This window comes from Rhodococcus sp. NPDC056960 (assembly GCF_042674125.1).
Lineage (GTDB): Bacteria > Actinomycetota > Actinomycetes > Mycobacteriales > Mycobacteriaceae > Rhodococcus_F.
This window is the reverse complement of the sequence record NZ_JBHURF010000010.1, coordinates 18332-38096: the sequence shown is the minus strand read 5'-3', so window position 1 is coordinate 38096 and position 19765 is coordinate 18332. Positions and strand designations below refer to the sequence as shown.

Annotated in this window: 16 protein-coding genes and 1 tRNA gene; 14 read left to right on the top strand and 3 right to left on the bottom strand. The window is 69.0% G+C overall.

What is annotated here, in order from left to right:
* Window positions 1-45 precede the first annotated feature (45 nt).
* Genes ACFTWF_RS17195 through ACFTWF_RS17155 form a run of 9 tightly spaced genes read left to right on the top strand, consistent with a single transcriptional unit; the run spans window position 46 to window position 9704 of the window.
* Window positions 46-1296, top strand: a complete 1251-nt coding sequence (locus ACFTWF_RS17195) for an acyl-CoA dehydrogenase family protein (RefSeq protein ID WP_378462401.1) — start codon at window positions 46-48, stop codon at window positions 1294-1296.
* A gap of 1 nt (window position 1297) precedes the next feature.
* A complete protein-coding gene (locus ACFTWF_RS17190) occupies window positions 1298-2080 on the top strand; it encodes an SDR family oxidoreductase (RefSeq protein ID WP_378462400.1) in 783 nt (260 codons plus the stop codon).
* Complete coding sequence (locus ACFTWF_RS17185; protein ID WP_378462399.1) at window positions 2073-3107, top strand: phosphotransferase family protein; 1035 nt, start codon at window positions 2073-2075, stop codon at window positions 3105-3107. Before ACFTWF_RS17190 ends, ACFTWF_RS17185 begins: the two co-directional genes overlap by 8 nt.
* A gap of 10 nt (window positions 3108-3117) precedes the next feature.
* Window positions 3118-3879 (top strand): 3-oxoacyl-ACP reductase FabG, encoded by a 762-nt coding sequence (fabG, locus tag ACFTWF_RS17180; protein WP_378462398.1) that lies wholly within the window; start codon window positions 3118-3120, stop codon window positions 3877-3879.
* A gap of 5 nt (window positions 3880-3884) precedes the next feature.
* A complete protein-coding gene (locus ACFTWF_RS17175) occupies window positions 3885-5075 on the top strand; it encodes an acyl-CoA dehydrogenase family protein (RefSeq protein ID WP_378462397.1) in 1191 nt (396 codons plus the stop codon).
* On the top strand, window positions 5072-6172 hold the full coding sequence (locus ACFTWF_RS17170; protein ID WP_378462396.1) for an acyl-CoA dehydrogenase family protein: 1101 nt from the start codon (window positions 5072-5074) through the stop codon (window positions 6170-6172). The genes ACFTWF_RS17175 and ACFTWF_RS17170 overlap by 4 nt, the downstream gene beginning before the upstream one ends.
* A 35-nt stretch (window positions 6173-6207) precedes the next feature.
* Complete coding sequence (locus ACFTWF_RS17165) at window positions 6208-7191, top strand: NADPH:quinone oxidoreductase family protein (RefSeq protein WP_378462395.1); 984 nt, start codon at window positions 6208-6210, stop codon at window positions 7189-7191.
* 11 nt (window positions 7192-7202) lie between these two features.
* A complete protein-coding gene (locus tag ACFTWF_RS17160; RefSeq protein WP_378462394.1) occupies window positions 7203-7991 on the top strand; it encodes an SDR family oxidoreductase in 789 nt (262 codons plus the stop codon).
* Window positions 7992-8045: 54 nt separating this feature from the next.
* Window positions 8046-9704, top strand: a complete 1659-nt coding sequence (locus ACFTWF_RS17155; RefSeq protein WP_378462393.1) for an AMP-binding protein — start codon at window positions 8046-8048, stop codon at window positions 9702-9704.
* Between the two features lie 66 nt (window positions 9705-9770).
* Here the strand turns inward: ACFTWF_RS17155 and ACFTWF_RS17150 are convergent.
* Window positions 9771-9843: transfer RNA gene (locus ACFTWF_RS17150), tRNA-Arg, on the bottom strand.
* A gap of 165 nt (window positions 9844-10008) precedes the next feature.
* On the opposite strand from ACFTWF_RS17150, the gene ACFTWF_RS17145 reads away from it, so the two are divergent.
* Window positions 10009-12411, top strand: a complete 2403-nt coding sequence (locus ACFTWF_RS17145) for a phosphoketolase (RefSeq protein WP_378462392.1) — start codon at window positions 10009-10011, stop codon at window positions 12409-12411.
* 9 nt (window positions 12412-12420) lie between these two features.
* Here ACFTWF_RS17145 and ACFTWF_RS17140 read toward each other — a convergent pair whose 3' ends face one another.
* Window positions 12421-13158, bottom strand: a complete 738-nt coding sequence (locus tag ACFTWF_RS17140; protein WP_378462391.1) for a DUF305 domain-containing protein — start codon at window positions 13156-13158, stop codon at window positions 12421-12423.
* The gene (locus ACFTWF_RS17135; protein WP_378462390.1) at window positions 13151-14071 is read right to left on the bottom strand and encodes a DUF3105 domain-containing protein; all 921 of its coding nucleotides are present in this window, start codon (window positions 14069-14071) and stop codon (window positions 13151-13153) included. The genes ACFTWF_RS17140 and ACFTWF_RS17135 overlap by 8 nt, the downstream gene beginning before the upstream one ends.
* Window positions 14072-14277: 206 nt before the next feature.
* On the opposite strand from ACFTWF_RS17135, the gene argS reads away from it, so the two are divergent.
* Genes argS through thrC form a run of 4 tightly spaced genes read left to right on the top strand, consistent with a single transcriptional unit; the run spans window position 14278 to window position 19737 of the window.
* Window positions 14278-15930 carry an arginine--tRNA ligase gene (gene argS / locus ACFTWF_RS17130; protein WP_378462389.1) on the top strand — a complete coding sequence of 551 codons (1653 nt, stop codon included), beginning with the start codon at window positions 14278-14280 and terminating at the stop codon, window positions 15928-15930.
* On the top strand, window positions 15927-17348 hold the full coding sequence (lysA, locus tag ACFTWF_RS17125) for a diaminopimelate decarboxylase (protein ID WP_378462388.1): 1422 nt from the start codon (window positions 15927-15929) through the stop codon (window positions 17346-17348). Before argS ends, lysA begins: the two co-directional genes overlap by 4 nt.
* Entirely contained in the window at window positions 17345-18658 is a 1314-nt protein-coding gene (locus ACFTWF_RS17120; RefSeq protein ID WP_378462387.1) for a homoserine dehydrogenase, read from the top strand. Before lysA ends, ACFTWF_RS17120 begins: the two co-directional genes overlap by 4 nt.
* The gene (gene thrC / locus ACFTWF_RS17115; RefSeq protein WP_072946109.1) at window positions 18655-19737 is read left to right on the top strand and encodes a threonine synthase; all 1083 of its coding nucleotides are present in this window, start codon (window positions 18655-18657) and stop codon (window positions 19735-19737) included. Before ACFTWF_RS17120 ends, thrC begins: the two co-directional genes overlap by 4 nt.
* Window positions 19738-19765: the final 28 nt, after the last annotated feature.

Here is a 19765-nt window from a genome sequence, read left to right as displayed (position 1 = left end):
ACACGCACACACCCATGTTTCCCTCACTACCCGTCAGGAGTTCCCATGTCCCTGTTTGACATCTCGGATCGCGCCCAGCAGCTGCAGGTTGATTTGCTGGAGTTCATGGATTCGCACGTGTATCCGGCCGAGGCGGTGTACGAGGAGCAGATGCGGGAGTCGGGGGATCCGCATTTCCAGCCGCCGGTGTTGGAGGAGTTGAAGGCGGAGGCGCGGCGCCGGGGGTTGTGGAATCTGTTTCATCCGCACCCGGGGACGGGTGCGGGGCTGACGAACCTCGAGTACGCGCCGTTGGCGGAGATCATGGGGCGCAGTCATATTGCGTCGGAGGCGTGCAACTGCAATGCGCCGGACACGGGCAACATGGAGGTCCTCGAGTTGTTCGGCACGGCCGAGCACAAGGAGAAGTACCTGAAGCCGCTGCTCGACGGGACGATGGCCTCGGCGTTCGCGATGACCGAGCCCGCGGTGGCGAGTTCGGATGCGACGAACGTGGAGCTGTCGATGGTCCGGGACGGCGACGAGTACGTGCTCAACGGCCGGAAGTGGTTCGCATCGAACGCACTGCACCGCAACTGCAAAGTCCTCATCGTGATGGGGAAGACGGATCCGTCGGCGGCGCCGCACCGGCAGCAATCGATGATGGTGGTGCCGATCGATGCGCCGGGGGTGACGGTAATGCGCGGGTTGCCCGTGTTCGGATACCAGGACCGGGAGGGACACGCGGAGATCGACTTCGCGGATGTGCGGGTGCCGGTGACGGACGTGCTGAAGGGGGAGGGCGAGGGTTTCGCGATCTCGCAGGCCCGGTTGGGTCCGGGTCGGATCCACCATTGCATGCGGGCGATCGGGATGGCGGAGCGGGCACTCGAGCTGATGTGCCGCCGGGCGTCGTCGCGGGTGACGTTCGGAAAACCGGTCAGCGAGAACGCGAACATCCAGGACTGGATCGCGGAGGCGCGCATCGACATCGAGATGATCCGGCTGCTGACGCTGAAGGCGGCGTATCTGATGGATACGGTCGGCAACAAGGAGGCGCGGACGGAGATCGCCGCGATCAAGGTGGCGGCCCCCAATATTGCGTTGAAGATCGTGGACCGGGCCATCCAGGTGCACGGCGGTGCGGGCGTCACCGACGACTTCCCCCTCGCCATGGCCTGGGCGCATCTGCGCACCCTGCGACTGGCCGACGGTCCCGACGAGGTCCACAAGCGCGCCATCGCGCGTCAGGAACTGCGTCAGTACCGCGACACCGCCGCCGCCTCCACCAACGGACACAAGGTTGCGGTGAGCTGACATGGCCGGACTCGACCTCACCGGACGCACCGCGATCGTCACCGGCGCCTCGCGGGGCATCGGCCTGGCCGTCGCCCAGGCCATCGCGGCCGCAGGCGGCAACGTGGTGCTCACCTCCCGGTCGCAGGAATCCGCCGACGCCGCCGCGGCCCAGGTCGGCGGCACCGCGATCGGTGTCGCCGCCCACGCCGTCGACGAGGACGCCGCCCGGGGCTGCATCGACCGCACCCTCGAACGGTTCGGCAGCCTCGACATCCTGGTCAACAACGCCGGAACGAACCCCTCCTACGGGCCGGTCATCGACCAGGACCACGCCCGATTCGCCAAGACCTTCGACGTGAACCTGTGGGCGCCGGTGATGTGGACCGGGCTCGCCACGAGGGCGTGGATGGGCGAACACGGCGGCGCCGTCGTCAACACCGCCTCCATCGGCGGCATGGCGTTCGAGGCCAACATCGGCGTGTACAACGCGTCCAAGGCCGCGCTGATCCACCTCACCAAGCAACTGGCACTGGAACTGTCGCCGCAGGTCCGGGTCAACGCCGTCGCACCCGGTGTGGTGCGCACCAAGCTGGCCGAAGCCCTCTGGAAGGAACACGAGCAGGCCGTGTCGGCGTCGACCGCACTCGGCCGGATCGGCGAACCCACGGACATCGCGTCCGCGGTCGCGTTCCTCGTCTCCGACGCCGCGAGCTGGATCACCGGCGAAACGATGGTGGTCGACGGAGGCCAGTTGCTCGGCGACGCGCTTCCGTTCCGGCAGGGGGCCCAGCTCGGTGTCTAGCGTGGACGTCGTCGGCATCGACACCGAAGCCGTCAGCCGCTGGTTGGGCGCGCTCGGCATCGAATGCGCCGAACCGCTGACGTTCGACCGGATCGGACTCGGCCAGTCGAACCTCACCTACCTCGTGCAGGACCGGGCGGGTCGCAGATGGGTGCTGCGGCGCCCACCCCTCGGACACCTCCTGGCGTCCGCGCACGACGTCGCCCGCGAAGCGCGGATCCTGTCCGCCCTCGAAGACACCCCGGTGCCCACTCCCCGGGTCTTCGGTCTCACCGACGACCCGGACGTGACGGACGTACCGCTGCTGCTGATGGAATTCGTCGACGGACAGGTGGTCGATCGCATGTCGATCGCCGAGGGGCTGACGCCGCAGCGTCGCCGGGCGATCGGCCTGTCGCTGCCGCGGACCCTGGCGAAGATCCACGCGGTGGACCTCGACCGGACCGGGCTGACCGATCTGGCCAGTCACAAGCCGTACGCGCAGCGTCAGCTCAAGCGGTGGTCGGGTCAGTGGGAGAAGTCGAAGACCCGCGAACTGCCCGCCGTCGACGACCTCACCCGGCGGCTCGGCGACGCGGTCCCCGAGCAGCGGGAACTGACGCTCGTGCACGGCGACTTCCATCTGCGCAACGTCATCACTTCCTTCGACAGCGGAGAGGTGACCGCAGCCCTCGACTGGGAGCTGTGCACCCTGGGCGACCCGCTCGCCGATGTCGGCAGCCTGCTCGCGTACTGGCCGGAGCCGGGCGAGACCACCGGCGGCGACTTCCCGGCGTCCACCCTCGACGGCTTCCCGGACCGGGTGGAGATCGCCGCGGTGTATCTCGAGGAGACCGGGCGCGACCCGGACGCGCTGGCCTTCTGGCACGTCCTCGGCCTGTGGAAGGTCGCGGTCATCGCCGAGGGCGTCATGCGACGCGCGCGGGACGAACCGCAGAACAAGGCGGCCGCGGGCACGCCGACGGTCGAGCGCATCGACGCCCTCGTGGCCAAGGCGTGCGACATCGCCGCCCGGGCCGGAATCTGAACCGACAACGATGGAGAACTTCATGAAGAGAACGGCAATCGTCACCGGCGCGGCGCGGGGCATCGGTGCCGCGGTGGCGAAGAAGCTGGCACGCGACGGACACGCGGTCGCCGTCCTCGACCTCGACGAGGCCGCCTGCGCGGCAACGGTGGACGCCATCACGTCCGCCGGCGGCCAGGCGCTGGCGGTGGGCGCGAACGTGGCCGACGAGGCGTCCGTCGCCGCGGCGGTCGAGCGGGTCGCGACCGAACTGGGCGCCCCGACGATCCTGATCAACAATGCCGGGATCACCCGCGACAACCTGCTGTTCAAGATGACCGTCGACGATTGGGACGCCGTGATGAACGTGCACCTGCGCGGCGCGTTCCTGATGTCGCGGGCCGTGCAGCAGCACATGGTCGACGCCGGGTTCGGCCGCATCGTGAACCTGTCGAGCACCTCGGCGCTCGGCAACCGCGGGCAGGTCAACTACTCCGCGGCCAAGGCCGGCATGCAGGGTTTCACCAAGACCCTCGCCATCGAACTGGGCAAATTCGGCGTCACCGCGAACGCGATCGCGCCCGGATTCATCGAGACCGAGATGACCGCCGCCACCGCCGAACGGGTGGGCGTCGGCTTCGAGGACTTCAAGAAGGCAGCGGCATCGCAGATCCCGGTGAACCGGGTCGGGCAGCCCGAGGACATCGCCAACACGGCGTCGTTCCTGGCCAGTGAGGGTGCCGGATTCGTGTCCGGGCAAGTGATCTACGTGGCCGGCGGACCGAAGGACTGAGGAACATGACCACTGACGAACAGGCGATCGCACGCGATCTCCGCGATCGCGTCGCGACTCTCGTCGAGCAGAACGACCTGTCGGATCCGGCCGGGTTCCTCGGGGCCCGATTCGACGCGGGCCTCGCGTGGGTCCACTTCCCGCCCGGGCGCGGCGGTCTCGGTCTGCCGCAGCGCTTCCAGGCGCAGGTCGACGCCGCACTCGAGGCGGCGGGTGCGCCCGGTCCGGCGAAGGGCCGCAACGGAATCGGATTGGGCATGGCCGCGCCGACCATCGCCGCGTTCGGCACCGAGGAACAGCAGCAGAAATACCTTCGGCCGATCTTCACCGGCGAGCACATCTATTGCCAGTTGTTCAGCGAACCGGGGGCGGGCTCCGACCTCGCCGCGGTCGCGACGCGAGCCGTCCGTGGGGGTGACGGCTGGACGGTCAACGGGCAGAAGGTGTGGACGTCGGGGGCGCAGAACGCGCAGATGGCCATCCTCGTGGCCCGGACCGATCCGACGGTCCCGAAGCATGCCGGGCTCACCTACTTCCTGTGCCACATGAGCGACCCCGGCATCGACGTCCGGCCGCTGCGGCAGATCACCGGTGAGGCCGAATTCAACGAGGTGTTCCTCACCGACGTCCTCATCCCCGACGCCGACCGGCTCGGCGACGAGGGACAGGGCTGGCGGGTGGCCACCGCGACCCTCAACAACGAGCGGGTGGCGATCGGCGGTTCCGCGGCCGCCCGCGAGAGCGGCATGATCGGACCCGTCGCCGCGGCCTGGCGGGAGCACCCCGACCTCCGCGACCCCGCGATGCACGACGAACTGCTCCGGTTGTGGGTCGAGGCGGAGGTCGCCCGGCTGACCGGGGAACGCCTGCGGCAGCAACTCGAAGCCGGTCAGCCCGGCCCGGAGGGATCCGGGCTGAAGCTGGCCTTTGCCCGGCTCGCGCAGACCATTTCGGGCTTCGACATCGAACTCCACGGCGAGGCCGGGTTGCGGTACGACGACTGGACCATGCGCCGCCCCGACAAGGTCGACTTCACCGGCCGCGAACCCGGCTACCGGTACCTGCGCGCGAAAGGCAACTCGATCGAGGGCGGCACGTCCGAGATCCTGCGCAACGTCATCGCAGAACGCGTCCTCGGCCTCCCGCCGGAGCACCGCGTCGACAAGCACATCGCCTGGAAGGACCTGCCCCGATGAGCACCGCAGATCTGCTGTACTCCGACACGGAGGACGCCCTGCGCGACTCCGTCCGCCGCCTCCTCGCCGACCGCTGTCCACCGGAACTGGTGGTCGGGGCGTACGACCGGGCGCCCGCCGACTTCTCCGGAGTGTGGAAATCCCTCGCCGTCGAACTCGGACTCGCGGGACTGCTCGTCCCCGAGGACCTGGGCGGTGCCGGAGCGAGCGCCCGCGAGGCCGCGGTGGTCATGGAGGAGATCGGACGCGCCGTCGCACCCGTCCCATACCTGTCCAGCGCCGTCCTCGCGACGGTCGCACTGCTGAAGTCGGGCGACACGCGCACCGTCGCCGCGCTCGCCGACGGGACGACCACCGGTGCCCTCACGGTCGGGCTCGCGACCGCACCGCGCCGGTTCACCCCGACCGTGCGCCGGGACGGCGACCGTCTGACCGGCACCGTCACCAGTGTCGCGGGTGTGTCGGAGGCCGACGTCCTGATCGTGCCCGCCGTGGGCCCCGGCGGACTCGAACTGCACACGGTGCCCGCGGGCACCGTCGGCGTCACCGTCACGCCCGTACTCGCGCTCGACATGACCCGGCCCCTCTCGGATGTCGCGTTCGACGGCGCCGCGTCCACCCGCATCGACGACGGCGACGCCGCGGCAGCGGTCCGTGAGGCCCTCGTCGTCGGCGCCGCCCTGCTCGCATCCGAGCAACTCGGACTCGCGCAGTGGTGCTTCGAGACGACCCTCGCGTACGTCAAGGACCGCACGCAGTTCGGCCGCGCCGTCGGGTCGTTCCAGGCGATCAAGCACCGACTCGCCGACCTGTGGCTCGAGGTCACCTCCGCGGCGGCCGCCGCCCGCTACGCCGCGGACACCGCCGCCCGCGGCGACGCGGACGCCGAGGTCGCCGCTGCCGTCGCGCAGGCCTACTGCAGCGACGTCGCGGTCCACGCCGCCGAGGAGTGCGTCCAGTTGCACGGGGGAATCGGGATGACCTGGGAGTACCCGGCCCATCTGTATCTGAAGAGAGCGAAGAGCGATCAACTCGCGCTGGGCACCGCGTACCGGCACCGCGCGCACCTCGCCGAACTGATCGACCTGCCCGCGTAATCGAAGCCGCACCACCGACAGTCAGGAAGCAATACATGAAGGCATGGCGTGTCCACGAACTCGGCGAACCACGCAGCGCGCTGCAACTCGAGGAGGTCCCTGACCCGACCGCCGGTCCCGGCCAGGTACTGGTCCGGGTGCTGGCCGCGCCGGCCAACTTCCCCGACGTCCTACTGTGCCGGGGCGAGTACCAGATCACGCCGCCGCTGCCGTTCACACCCGGCGTCGAACTGTGCGGCGAGGTGGTGGCGGTCGGCGACGGCGTCACCCGTTTCGCCGTCGGCGACCGGGTGATCGGCAACCCGAACCTGCCCGGCGGCGGATTCGCCGAGATGGCCGTGATGGACGAGGTCAATACGTTCGCGGCCCCGGCCGCACTCGACGACGCCGAGGCGTCGGCGCTGAGCATCGGCTACCAGACGAGCTGGTTCGCCCTTCACCGCCGCACCCGGCTGCAGCCCGGCGAGACGCTGCTCGTGCACGCCGCCGCGGGCGGAGTGGGCAGCGCCGCAGTGCAATTGGGCAAGGCCGCGGGCGCGAAAGTGATCGGCGTGGTCGGTGGTCCCGACAAGGTCGAGTACTGCCGCCGGCTGGGAGCGGATCTGGTGATCGACCGGCGCACCGACGATTTCGTTCCACTGGTGAAGGAATTCACCGGCGGACGCGGAGCGGACGTCGTCTACGACCCGGTCGGCGGCGACGCCTACACCAAGTCCACCAAATGCATCGCCTTCGAGGGCCGGATCCTGATCATCGGCTTCGCGGGCGGCACCATCCCGACCCCCGGGCTCAATCACGCCCTGATCAAGAACTACTCGATCATCGGACTGCACTGGGGCCTGTACAAGCAGTACAACCAGCAGGCGATCGACGACTGCCACGAGGAACTCACGCGCCTCGCCGACTCCGGTGCCATCAGGCCGCTCGTCAGCGAACGACTGTCGCTCGCGGACGTGGCCGACGGACTCGGCCGACTCGGGGACGGCAGCACCGTCGGCCGCCTCGTCTTCCAACCCTGAAAGGAACGCACATGGATGCCGGTTCACTGTTCGACGTCACAGGCAAGACCGTGGTGGTCACCGGGGGTTCGCGGGGCATCGGCCGGATGATCGCGGAGGGATTCGTCCAGGCCGGCGCCACGGTCGTCATCTCCGCCCGCAAAGCCGAGGCATGCGAGAAGGCCGCCGCCGAACTGTCGGCCCAGGGGCCGGGGACGTGCCATGCGCACCCCGCCGACCTGTCGACCGAGGAGGGGATCGCCGGTCTCGTCGCACGGGTCGGCGAGCTGTCGTCCCGGCTCGACGTCCTCGTCAACAACGCCGGCGCGACGTGGGGTGCGCCGATCGACGAGTTCCCCGCGAGCGGATTCGACAAGATCTTCGACATCAACGTCAAGGGCGTGTTCCTGCTCACCCAGGCGCTGCTGCCGAATCTGCGGGCCGCGGCGACGGACGGCGACCCGGCCCGGGTGATCAACATCGGATCGATCGACGGACTCGTCGTGTCCGGCACCGACAACTTCTCCTACGGGGCGAGCAAGGCCGCGGTCCACCTGCTCACCCGCAAGCTCGCCGCGACACTCGCCGCCGAGCGAATCACCGTCAACGCCATTGCGCCGGGGCCGTTCCCGAGCAAGATGATGGCCTTCATCCTGGACGACCCGGAGCGGAAGGACGCGATCGAGGGATCCGTTCCGCTCGGCCGGGTCGGCACACCGGAGGACGCCGCGGGCACCGCGATCTTCCTGTCCTCACGCGCCGGGGCGTACGTCACCGGCACCGTGATCCCCGTGGACGGCGGGATGTCGGGAACACGCTGAACAACCGGTCGACCAGTCGGAACACGGAAGCGAGCGAGAGGCGGTACGGCGGCGATGAGCTGGTACGACGACAGGCCCTGGATGGACCGGTACGACGAGAGAACGCGTGCGGTCGGTGGGATTCCCGCACGGACGGCGCTCGACGTGTTCGCCGCCGCGGTCGGGGCTGCCCCGGACGGGTCCGCCATCCGGTATCTCGGCGGCACTCTGAGTTACCGCGAGGTCGACGAACTCAGCGACGGTCTGGCCGCCTACCTCGTGGAGAACGGATTCGGGGCAGGGGATCGGCTGGCGATCTACCTGCAGAACGTCCCGCAGTTCGTGCTGGCGTTGATCGGGACGTGGAAGGCCGGGGGTGCCGTCGTCCCGCTGAACCCGATGTACCGGGACGAACTCTCCCACATCCTCACCGACGCCGGAGTCACCGCGATCGTGTGCAGTGAGAACGCGTGGGCCGACCGGGTCGCGGAGCGGGCCACCGCCGCGGGCGTGCGGATCGCGTTGACCGCCTGCGAACTCGACATCCAGACCTCCGACGACGAGCGCATCTTCGGGGGCGTGACGCGGGTCCGCAGCGCGGGCGTGCCCGACCTGCTGGAGGTGGCCCGGACACGCGCCGGCGTCGGTGTGCCCGATCCCGGTCTGGTTCCGGACGACATCGCGCTCGTGTCCTACACGTCCGGAACGAGTGGAGTTCCCAAGGGGGCGACCAACACCCACCGGAATCTCACCGTCAACAGCGCAATCCTGCGCCTGTACGAGGACAAACCCGCCGGCTCGCCGATCTTCGCCCTCGCGCCGCTGTTCCACATCACCGGCATGGTGTGCCAGCTGCTCACCGCGATCGATCTGGCATCACCGCTGATCCTCGCGTACCGGTTCGAGGCCGGAGTCGTGCTCGATGCGCTCGAGCGGGAGCGGCCGGTATTCATGGTCGGTCCGTCCACCGCCTACATGGCGCTGATGGCCCACCCCGATTTCTCCGGTGAACGCTTCGCGTCCCTGGAGGCGGTGATGTCCGGCGGCGCCCCGCTGCCACCCGCCATCGTCGAACGCTTCCGCGAGCTGACCGGCAAATACATCCGCAACGGCTACGGACTCACCGAGACCAGCGCACCGTGTGTCGTCGTCCCGCCCGGCCTCGAGGCCCCGGTCGATCCGACCTCCGGCACCCTGGCGATCGGCCTTCCCCTGCCGTCCGCCGTGATCCGGATCGTCGGGGAGGACGGCGACGACCTCGCGCCCCTCGCGGTGGGGGAGATCGCCGTCGACGGACCGATGGTCGTGCCCGCGTACTGGAACAAACCCGACGCGACGGCGCAGTCGCTGCCCGGCGGCCGGTTGCTCACCGGTGACGTGGGATTCATGGACGCCGACGGCTGGGTGTACGTCGTCGACCGCAAGAAGGACATGATCAACGCGTCCGGGTTCAAGGTGTGGCCCCGCGAGGTCGAGGACGTTCTCTACCGGCATCCCGCGGTCCGGGAGGCGGCCGTCGTCGGCGAACCGGACAGCTACCGGGGCGAAACCGTCGCCGCCTTCGTCAGCCTCCGTCCCGGGCAGTCGGTGGAGCCGGACGAACTCGTCGAGTACTGCCGGGAGCGGCTGGCCGGCTACAAGGCACCGCGGCGGGTCGAGATCCTCGCCGAACTACCCAAGACGGCCAGCGGGAAAATCCTCCGACGCGAAATGCGCCGCAGCACCCCGGCCTGAACCCGCCGCCGTCCCGTTCGTCCCACGAAAAAAGCTGCACCGCGTGAGCGGTGCAGCTTTTTCGTGTGCCCCCGGCAGGATTCGAACCTGCGGCCTTTCGCTCCGGAGGCGAACGCTCTATCCCCTGAGCTACGGGGGCGCACCGGAAAACCGGTGTGCCGATTGGGCTGGCCAATGGTAGCGCATGGGTAGGGGGATCGACCAAATCGGGCCCCTACTTCGTGGACTCGCCCCGGTAGAGGCCCGAACCGGCCTAGTGTCGGAGGAACGTGGACGCTCGCGAACTCTCGGGGAGGGGTCGAGAATGACCGAAGTGCGGCAGGTCGACCCGCAGGATGCGGGCGGGCAGTATTCCGATTCCGAACTCGACCTGGACCTGCGGTGGTGGGCGGCCGCGAACTATCTGACGGTCGCGCAGATCTATCTGCAGGACAACACGCTTCTGCGGGAGCCGCTGCGGCCGGAGCACATCAAACCGCGGCTGCTCGGGCACTGGGGGACGAGTCCGGGGCTGTCGATGATCTACGCGCTGCTGAACCGTCTCATCCGCCGGACCGACACCGACTGCCTCTATGTGACGGGTCCCGGGCACGGGGGTCCCGCGCTCGTCGCCGCCACTTACCTGGAGGGGACGTACTCGGAGGTGTATCCGGGTGTGTCCCGCGATGCCGCGGGCATCCATCGGCTCTGCCGGCAGTTCTCGACGCCGGGCGGGATCCCCAGCCACGTCAGCGTGCAGACGCCGGGCAGCATCCACGAGGGTGGCGAACTCGGCTACGCGCTCGCCCATGCCGCGGGTGCGGCGTTCGATCATCCGAATCTGTTGGTGGCGTGCGTGATCGGGGACGGGGAGGCGGAGACGGGACCACTGTCCGGTTCGTGGAAACTCCCGGCGTTCCTCAATCCGGAACGCGACGGAGCGGTGTTGCCGATCCTCCATGTGAACGGCGCGAAGATCGCCGGGCCCACCGTCTACGGTCGCAGCAGCGACGAGGACGTCGAAGCATTCCTCAGCGGTCAGGGGTGGGCGCCGACCGTCGTCGCCGGCGACGACCCGCGTCAGGTCTTCCCGGCGCTACACCGAGCCCTGACCGACGCGCACACCGCGATCACCGGCTTCCAGCAGCAGGCGCGGGCAGGCAGGCCCGGCCCCGCCCGATGGCCGGCGATCGTGCTGCGGACCCCGAAGGGCTGGACCGGGCCGCACACCGTGGACGGTGTGCTCGTCGAGGGCACTCACCGGGCGCACCAGGTTCCGCTGTCGGGGGTGCGGACCGACGAGGCACACCTGCGCAAGCTCGAGGAGTGGATGCGGTCGTATTCGCCGGAGGAACTCTTCGACTCGTCGGGGGCGCTGGTGCGGGACCTGCAGCGGCTCGCGCCGCAGGGCGACAAACGCATGGGTTCGTCCCCGTACGCGAACGGTGGGCGCCTGCGAGCGGACCTTCCCGTCCCGCCGCTCGAGATGTACGCCCTCGCGATCGAAGGGCCGGGCACCACACATCACGAGACGACCCGGGTGCTCGGCGAACTGCTCCGCGACCTCTACGCCGCGACCACCACCGCGGACGGCGGCGGATCGTTCCGGCTGTTCTGCCCCGACGAGACGTCGAGCAACCGGCTGGGTGCGGTGTTCGAGCAGACCGACCGCTGCTGGCAGTTGCCCGTCACCGAGCACGACGACGCACTGTCGGCCCGCGGCCGGGTGATGGAGGTGCTCAGCGAACATCTCTGCGAAGGGTGGCTCGAGGGGTACCTGCTGTCGGGGCGGCACGGACTGTTCGCCAGCTACGAGGCGTTCGCCATGGTGAGCGTGTCGATGCTCATCCAGCACACGAAGTGGCTGCAGCACGCGGTCGACCTCCCGTGGCGGGCGCCGGTGGCGTCGCTGAACGTCCTGCTGACCAGCACCTGCTGGCGCAACGACCACAACGGTTTCTCCCATCAGGGCCCGGGCATGATCGACGCGGTCATCCCGCTGGCACCGGACGTGGTCCGGATCTGGCTGCCACCGGATTCGAACACCCTGCTCTCGATCTCCGACCACTGTCTCCGCAGCACCGATCACGTCAACCTCATCGTGGTCGACAAGCAGCCGCATCTGCAGTACCTGACGCTCGAGGCAGCGCATGCCCACTGCGCGGCCGGGGCGTCGGTGTGGGAGTGGGCGGGCACCGAATCCGGTGCGGGCACCGACCCGGATGTCGTGCTCGCGGCCGCCGGAGACGTTCCGACCCAGGAGATCCTCGCCGCGGCGCAATTGCTGCGCGAGCACACCCCGGACCTGGTGACCCGGGTGGTCAACGTCGTCGATCTGATGGGGCTGCTCACGCCCACCGAGCATCCGCACGGATTCGACGCGCAGACGTTCCTCGACCTGTTCACCGCGGACACCGACGTGGTGTTCGCCTTCCACGGGTACTCGCGCGCCGTCCACGAACTGATCCACGGACGCCCTGCGGCGGGCCGCTTCCACGTCCGCGGCTTCAGCGAGCAAGGCACCACGACCACACCGTTCGACATGGTCGTGCTCAACCGGATGAGCCGCTACCACCTGGCGCTCGCAGCGCTGCGACGCACGCGGCGGGAACCGGCCGGCGCGTCCGAACTGGCCGACTTCTGCCTCAGGCAACTCGAACGGCACGGCGAATACGTCGTCGCGCACCTCGAGGACATGCCCGAGGTGCGCGACTGGACGTGGTCGTGAGCGTGCCGGTCAGTTCATCGGGAGGGGCGCCGCACCCTTCGCGGTGAGCATGTTCGTCATCACCGTCGCCTCGCTCTGCTGCGTGTCGACCATCGTCTGCGCTAGACCGCGCACCGCGTCCTCCGACGCATGCTGCGCGGCGTACTCCATCATCGGAAGCCCGCCCTGGTGGTGTCGCAACATCAGCTGGAGGTACAGGACGTCGACGGCGGGGCCGGTGGCCTGACGCAGCGCCGCCATGTCCTCCGACGACGCCATGCCCGGCATCTTCGTCATCGAACCCATGTGCGCGCTCTCGGTGGACCCGTGGTCGTGCCCATCCGAATGCTCGGATTCCATCCAGCCCATGTAACCGCCCGACGGCAGCGCCGGCTGATCCCACAGTGTGAGCCAGCCCTGCATCTGCCCGAGCTGGTTCTGCTGCGTGGTGAGGATGTCGTACGCGAGGCTCCGGACCGCCGGGTCGGTGGCGTTCGTCAGTGCGATCGCCGACATCTCCACCGCCTGGCTGTGGTGCACGCTCATGTCCTGCGAGAATCCGACGTCGACGGACCCGGCCTCGGGTACCGCGGTGCCGGTATCGAGCGGAAGCCGGGCGAGGAACCCGAGCGCGAATCCGAGGGCGATGGCACCGATCAACCCGATGACCAGGAGCGCCGTGCGCTGACCGGGCCGGGCCGGGGCCGGATCGCCTTCGTTGTCGGCGTCGGCGTCGGGTTCGTGCCGGGAATCGGCAGAACTAACCATTGCCGCCCTCGGCCGGCGCCTGCTGCAGGTCGGACGGCAGCTGCAGGTCGCTCGGGAGCTGCATCCCGCTCGGCAGCTGCGCGCCCGCGCCGCCCGACTCCGACTGGTCGGGGTTGATTCCGCCACCGTCCATCGGAACCGCGTCCGCGCCCGGCGTGGACGGGTCGAACGGCGGCGGGTTGTCGGGGTCGAATCCGGAACCCGGGATGGACGAGCAGCTCGCGCCGACCTCGGGGTAGGTGTTCTTGTTGATCCGCAGCGCCGTGATGAACTGGTCGATGCGCGGGTCGTCGACGCTGTCCACCTTCAGCTGATGGCCCCACGACTGCACGGAGACGGGGCTGTCGAGGCCCGGGTACGGCGACAGCAGCGTGTACGTCTGGCCGTCCACCTTGTTCTTCAGCGTCTCCACCTGGTCGCCGGACACCTCGTCCGGGTTGTAGGCGATCCACACGGCGCCGTGCTCGAGCGAGTGGACGGCGTTCTCGGTGCGGATCGCGTTCGGGTAGACCGTTCCGGTGCACGTCGCCCAGATCGCGTCGTGCGGCCCGCCGAACGGGGGCGACTGGTCGTATGCGACGCGCTGCGTCGGCTGAATGTGGATGCCGGCCGGGTAGTCGACCTTGACGACGCCGTCGATGTTGACCGACGGGTCGGGATTCTCGGCACTCGGCGCGTACTTCGCGGCCTCTTCCTTGGCCTGATACTTGGGGACCAGGTTGATCGCGAGGACGGCCACGAGTGCGAGAACGGCCGCTCCGGCGCCGATCGTCAGCCACGGGATGTTCCGGGGAGCGGACGCGCCGCCCTTGGCTTTCGCGCCGCCGCTCTTCTTCTTGGCAGCCTTGATGGCCTTCGCCGACTTCGCGCCCGAGTTCTTATCGGGACCGCGACTTTCCGAACCGCTTGGCATCGATTGTGATCTTTCGGTGTGTGGGTTACGGGCGCTCGACCCCCGGCAACCGGAAGCTGAGGGCGACCCCACTGTACTTTCCCACCCTGAGGGCAACCTGGGAGAGTGGCCGCCGCCACGCGCCGCGGGCGGTCGCGACGCCGTCCGCGGGACTCGCGGGAAGGCGGATCACCGCTCGCGACGCGTTGGCCATAGGATAGATACCTGTGACTCCAGCTGACCTTGCCGAACTGCTCCGCGGAACCGCCGCGAAAGTGCTCGCCGAACGCGGACTCGACGTGTCCGTGCTCCCCGAAACTCTCACGGTCGAGCGTCCGCGCAACCCCGAGCACGGCGACTACGCCACCAACGTGGCGATGCAGGTGGCCAAGAATGTCGGTACCAACCCGCGGGAGCTGGCCACCTGGCTCGCCGAGGCCCTCACCGCGGCCGAGGGCATCGATTCCGCCGACATCGCGGGCCCCGGCTTCCTCAACATCCGTCTCGCCGCCGACGCGCAGGGCGCGATCGTCGCGAAGATTCTCGCGGAGGGGGCCGCGTTCGGGGCCGGCCACACGCTCGACGGCAAGAAGATCAACCTCGAGTTCGTGTCCGCCAACCCGACCGGACCCATCCACCTCGGTGGAACGCGCTGGGCGGCCGTCGGGGATGCGCTCGGCCGGATTCTCTCCACCCAGGGCGCGGCGGTCACCCGCGAGTACTACTTCAACGACCACGGCGCGCAGATCGACCGGTTCTCCCGCTCCCTGATCGCGGCCGCCAAGGGCGAGCCCGCCCCCGAGGACGGATACGCGGGCGCCTACATCGCCGACATCGCCGACCAGGTGCAGCAGCAGCGCCCGGACGCGCTGGACCTGCCCTCCGACGAGCAACAGGAAGTGTTTCGGTCCATCGGCGTCGACCTGATGTTCGCGCACATCAAGCGGACCCTGCACGAGTTCGGGGTCGACTTCGACGTCTACTTCCACGAGAACTCGCTGTTCGAGTCGGGCGCCGTGGAGAAGGCCGTCGAGACGCTGAAGGACTCCGGCAACCTCTTTCCGGAGGACGGCGCCTGGTGGCTCAAGAGCACCGATTTCGGCGACGACAAGGACCGTGTCGTCATCAAGAGCGACGGCAATGCGGCGTACATCGCCGGTGACATCGCCTACTTCCAGGACAAGCGCTCCCGCGGCTTCGACCTGTGCATCTACATGCTCGGCGCCGATCACCACGGGTACATCGGCCGGCTCAAGGCTGCCGCTGCCGCGTTCGGCGACGACCCCGACACCGTCGAGGTGCTCATCGGCCAGATGGTGAACCTGGTCCGTGACGGCGTGGCCGTGAAGATGAGCAAGCGGGCCGGAACCGTCATCACCCTCGACGATCTGGTCGAGGCGATCGGCGTCGACGCGTCTCGGTACGCGATGATCCGGTCCTCGGTGGATTCGAGCATCGACATCGACCTCGAACTGTGGACGAGCACCGGCAACGAGAACCCGGTGTACTACGTGCAGTACGCGCACGCCCGGCTGTCGGCCATCGCCCGCAACGCCCGCGACCTCGGCATCGCCGTCGCGGATCCCGACTTTGCGCTGCTGGTCTCGGAGCAGGAGGGCGACCTCATCCGCACCCTCGGCGAGTACCCGCGCGTCGTCACCAGCGCCGCGAATCTGCGTGAGCCGCACCGTATCGCGCGGTATCTGGAGGAGCTGGCCGGTGCCTACCACCGGTTCTATGGAGCCTGCCGGATCCTGCCCCAGGGCGACGAGGAGGTCGGTCCGCTGCACGTCGCGCGACTGGCGCTGTGCGACGCGTCCCGTCAGGTGCTGGCGAACGGTCTCGCACTGCTCGGCGTCAGCGCACCGGAGCAGATGTGAACGCGCACCCCGCAGGTCCCAAGCACGCCGAGCAGGTGCACGCACCCGGTCTGCCCGAACGTCCCTCCGACGCTGCCGCTTTCGCCGCCCTGTCGCCGGAGGTATGGCCCCGCAACGCCCATCGCGGCGCCGACGGAGTCGTGAGTCTGGCCGGCATCCCGGTCACCGAACTCGCCGAGAAGTACGGCACTCCACTGTTCGTCGTCGACGAGGACGATTTCCGGTCGCGCTGCCGTGACATGGCCCGCGCATTCGGGCCGACGGCCAAGGTGCACTACGCGTCCAAGGCTTTTCTCTGCGGCGAGATCGCCCGCTGGGTGGCCGACGAGGGCCTGTCGCTGGACATCGCGTCGGGCGGTGAACTTGCGGTCGCTCTGCATGCCGGATTCCCGGCGGAGCGAATTGCCATGCACGGCAACAACAAATCGGTGGCGGAGCTGAGTGCCGCCGTCGCCGCCGGGGTCGGGCACGTGGTGCTCGACTCGGCCATGGAGATCGACCGCCTCGACAAGGTGGCCGCCGAAGCCGGTGTGGTGCAGGACGTCCTGATCCGCGTGACCGTCGGCGTCGAGGCGCACACCCACGAATTCATCTCCACCGCACACGAGGACCAGAAGTTCGGGTTCTCGCTCGCGGGCGGAAAGGCGATCGACGCGGTCCGGCGGGTGTTCGCGGCCGACAACCTGCGACTGGTGGGTCTGCACAGCCACATCGGCTCGCAGATCTTCGACGTCGACGGTTTCGAGTTGGCTGCGCACCGCGTCATCGGGCTCCTCCGGGACGTCGTCGCGGAGTTCGGCGTGGACAAGACCGCGCAGATCTCGATCATCGACCTCGGTGGCGGCATGGGAATCTCCTACGTCCCCACCGACGACCCGCCGCCCGTCGATCAGCTCGCCGCCAAGCTCGGCGACATCGTGCGCAACGAGTCGGCACTCGCCGGACTGCCCGAGCCGACGCTGGCCGTCGAACCCGGGCGCGCGATCGCCGGACCCGGAACGGTGACGCTGTACGAGGTCGGCACCATCAAGGACGTCACCGTCGGCAGCAACCTCACCCGCCGGTACGTCAGCGTCGACGGCGGCATGAGCGACAACATCCGCACCGCGCTGTACCAGGCGGAGTACGAGGCGAAGCTGGTCTCCCGGGTCAGCGAGGCCGAACCCGTGGTGTCCCGCGTCGTCGGCAAACACTGCGAGTCGGGTGACGTCGTGATCCGCGACACCTGGATGCCCGAGGACATCGACGCCGGCGATTTGCTCGCCGTCGCGGCCACCGGTGCATACTGCTATTCGATGTCGAGCAGGTACAACCTGCTCGCCCGCCCTGCCGTGGTGGCGGTGCGTGACGGACAGTCGCGCACGATCCTCCGGAGGGAAACCGTAGAAGACCTGCTGAGCTTGGAGGTACAAGAGTGACGAGCGAATCGGCGCATCGCGCTATCGGTGTGGCCGTCCTCGGCCTCGGCAACGTCGGGAGCGAGGTGGTGCGCATCCTGCGGGAGCACAGCGAAGACCTCGAGGCTCGCGTCGGTGCCCCCCTGGAACTGCGGGGTGTGGCCGTCCGCCGCCCCGGCAAGGACCGCGGAGTTCCCGAGGAGTTGCAGACCACCGACGCGGAGTCCCTCGTGGCCCGCGACGACGTCGACCTCGTCGTCGAGGTCATCGGCGGCATGGATCTGCCCCGCAAGCTGATTCTCTCGGCGCTCAATTCCGGCAAGTCCGTCGTCACCGCCAACAAGGCGCTGCTCGCCGATCACACCGGTGAACTGGCCGAGGCCGCCGAGCTGCACAATGTCGACCTCTACTTCGAGGCCGCCGTGGCCGGTGCGATCCCCGTGATCCGTCCGCTCACCCAGTCGCTCGCCGGTGACCGGGTGAACAAGGTCGCCGGAATCGTGAACGGGACCACCAACTTCATCCTGTCGGCGATGGACGAGACCGGCGCGGACTACGCCGCGACCCTCGCCGAGGCCGGACGTCTGGGCTACGCCGAGGCCGATCCGACCGCCGACGTGGAGGGCTACGACGCCGCGGCGAAGGCGGCCATCCTCGCGTCGATCGCCTTCCACACCCGGGTCACCGCCGCGGACGTGTACCGCGAGGGCATCTCCAAGATCACCGCCGCCGACCTGACGTCGGCGCGCGCACTCAACTGCACGATCAAGCTGCTGTCCATCTGCGAGCGGATCACTACACCCAAGGGCAAGGAACGGATCTCAGCGCGGGTCTACCCGGCGCTCGTGCCGCTGGAACACCCGCTGGCGTCGGTCAACGGCGCATTCAACGCCGTCGTCGTCGAGGCCGAGAACGCCGGGCGACTCATGTTCTACGGTCAGGGTGCGGGTGGCGCCCCCACCGCGTCGGCCGTGATGGGCGACCTGGTGATGGCAGCGCGGAACAAGGTCAACGGTGGCCGTGGACCCCGCGAGTCCAAGTACGCCAAGCTGAAGGTCGCGCCGATCGGTGACATCCCCACGCGCTACTACGTCAACATGCAGGTGGCGGACAAGGCCGGTGTGCTGTCCGCAGTGGCTGCCGAATTCTCGCAGCACGGCGTCAGCATCTCCACCGTCCGGCAGGAAGGCGCCGGCGACGGTGCCCGCCTCGTTGTCGTGACCCACGTCGCGACGGATTCCGCCCTGTCGGAAACCGTTGAGGCACTGAGCAAACTCGAATTCGTCACCGCTGTGACCAGCGTGCTGCGACTGGAAGGCACCGAACAATGACCGGCACCCGTAACCCCGTTCACACCCCCTGGCCGGGGCTGATCGAGGCTTACCGCGACCGCCTCGCCATCGGACCGAACTGGAAGACGGTCACCCTGCGCGAGGGTGGCACCCCGCTGCTGCCGGCCGGGCACCTGTCGGAGATCACCGGGTGCGACGTCTACCTGAAGGTCGAGGGGCTCAACCCGACCGGATCGTTCAAGGACCGCGGCATGACGATGGCCGTCACCGACGCGCTGGCCCGCGGCCAGCAGGCCGTCCTGTGCGCCTCCACCGGCAACACGTCCGCCTCCGCCGCCGCGTACGCCGCCAAGGCGAAGATGACCTGCGCGGTGCTGGTGCCGCAGGGCAAGATCGCGATGGGCAAGCTCGCGCAGGCCGTCATGCACGGTGCGCGGATCATTCAGGTGCAGGGCAACTTCGACGACTGCCTCGAACTGGCCCGCAAGACCACCGCCGAGTTCCCCACCATCGGGCTGGTGAACTCGGTCAACCCGGTCCGCATCGAGGGCCAGAAGACCGCGGCGTTCGAGATCTGCGACGCGCTGGGCAAGGCCCCCGACGTGCACGCGCTCCCGGTCGGCAACGCCGGCAACATCACCGCGTACTGGCGCGGGTACTCCGAGTACTACGCGGACGGCCTCACCAGCGTGAAGCCCCGCATGCTCGGCGTGCAGGCCGCGGGCGCCGCGCCGCTCGTCCACGGCGCACCGGTGAAGGATCCGGAGACGATCGCCACCGCGATCCGCATCGGCTCACCGGCATCGTGGAACGGCGCCGTGACCGCCAAGGAAGAGTCGCACGGCGCCTTCCGGGCCGCCACCGACGACGAGATCCTCGAGGCGTACCGCCTGATCGCCAGGACCGAAGGCGTATTCGTCGAGCCGGCGTCCGCGGCGAGCGTCGCGGGTCTGCTCGCCGCCCGCAAGGAGGGCTGGCTGGACTCCGGGCTGACCGTCGTCTGCACGGTCACCGGCAACGGCCTGAAGGACCCGGACACCGCCCTGGCGGGCATGCCTGAGGTCCAACCGATTCCGGTCGACCCTGTCGCTGTCGCCTCGGCCCTCGAGCTGGCGTAGTGGTGGCGCCCACGCCTACCACTCCGCA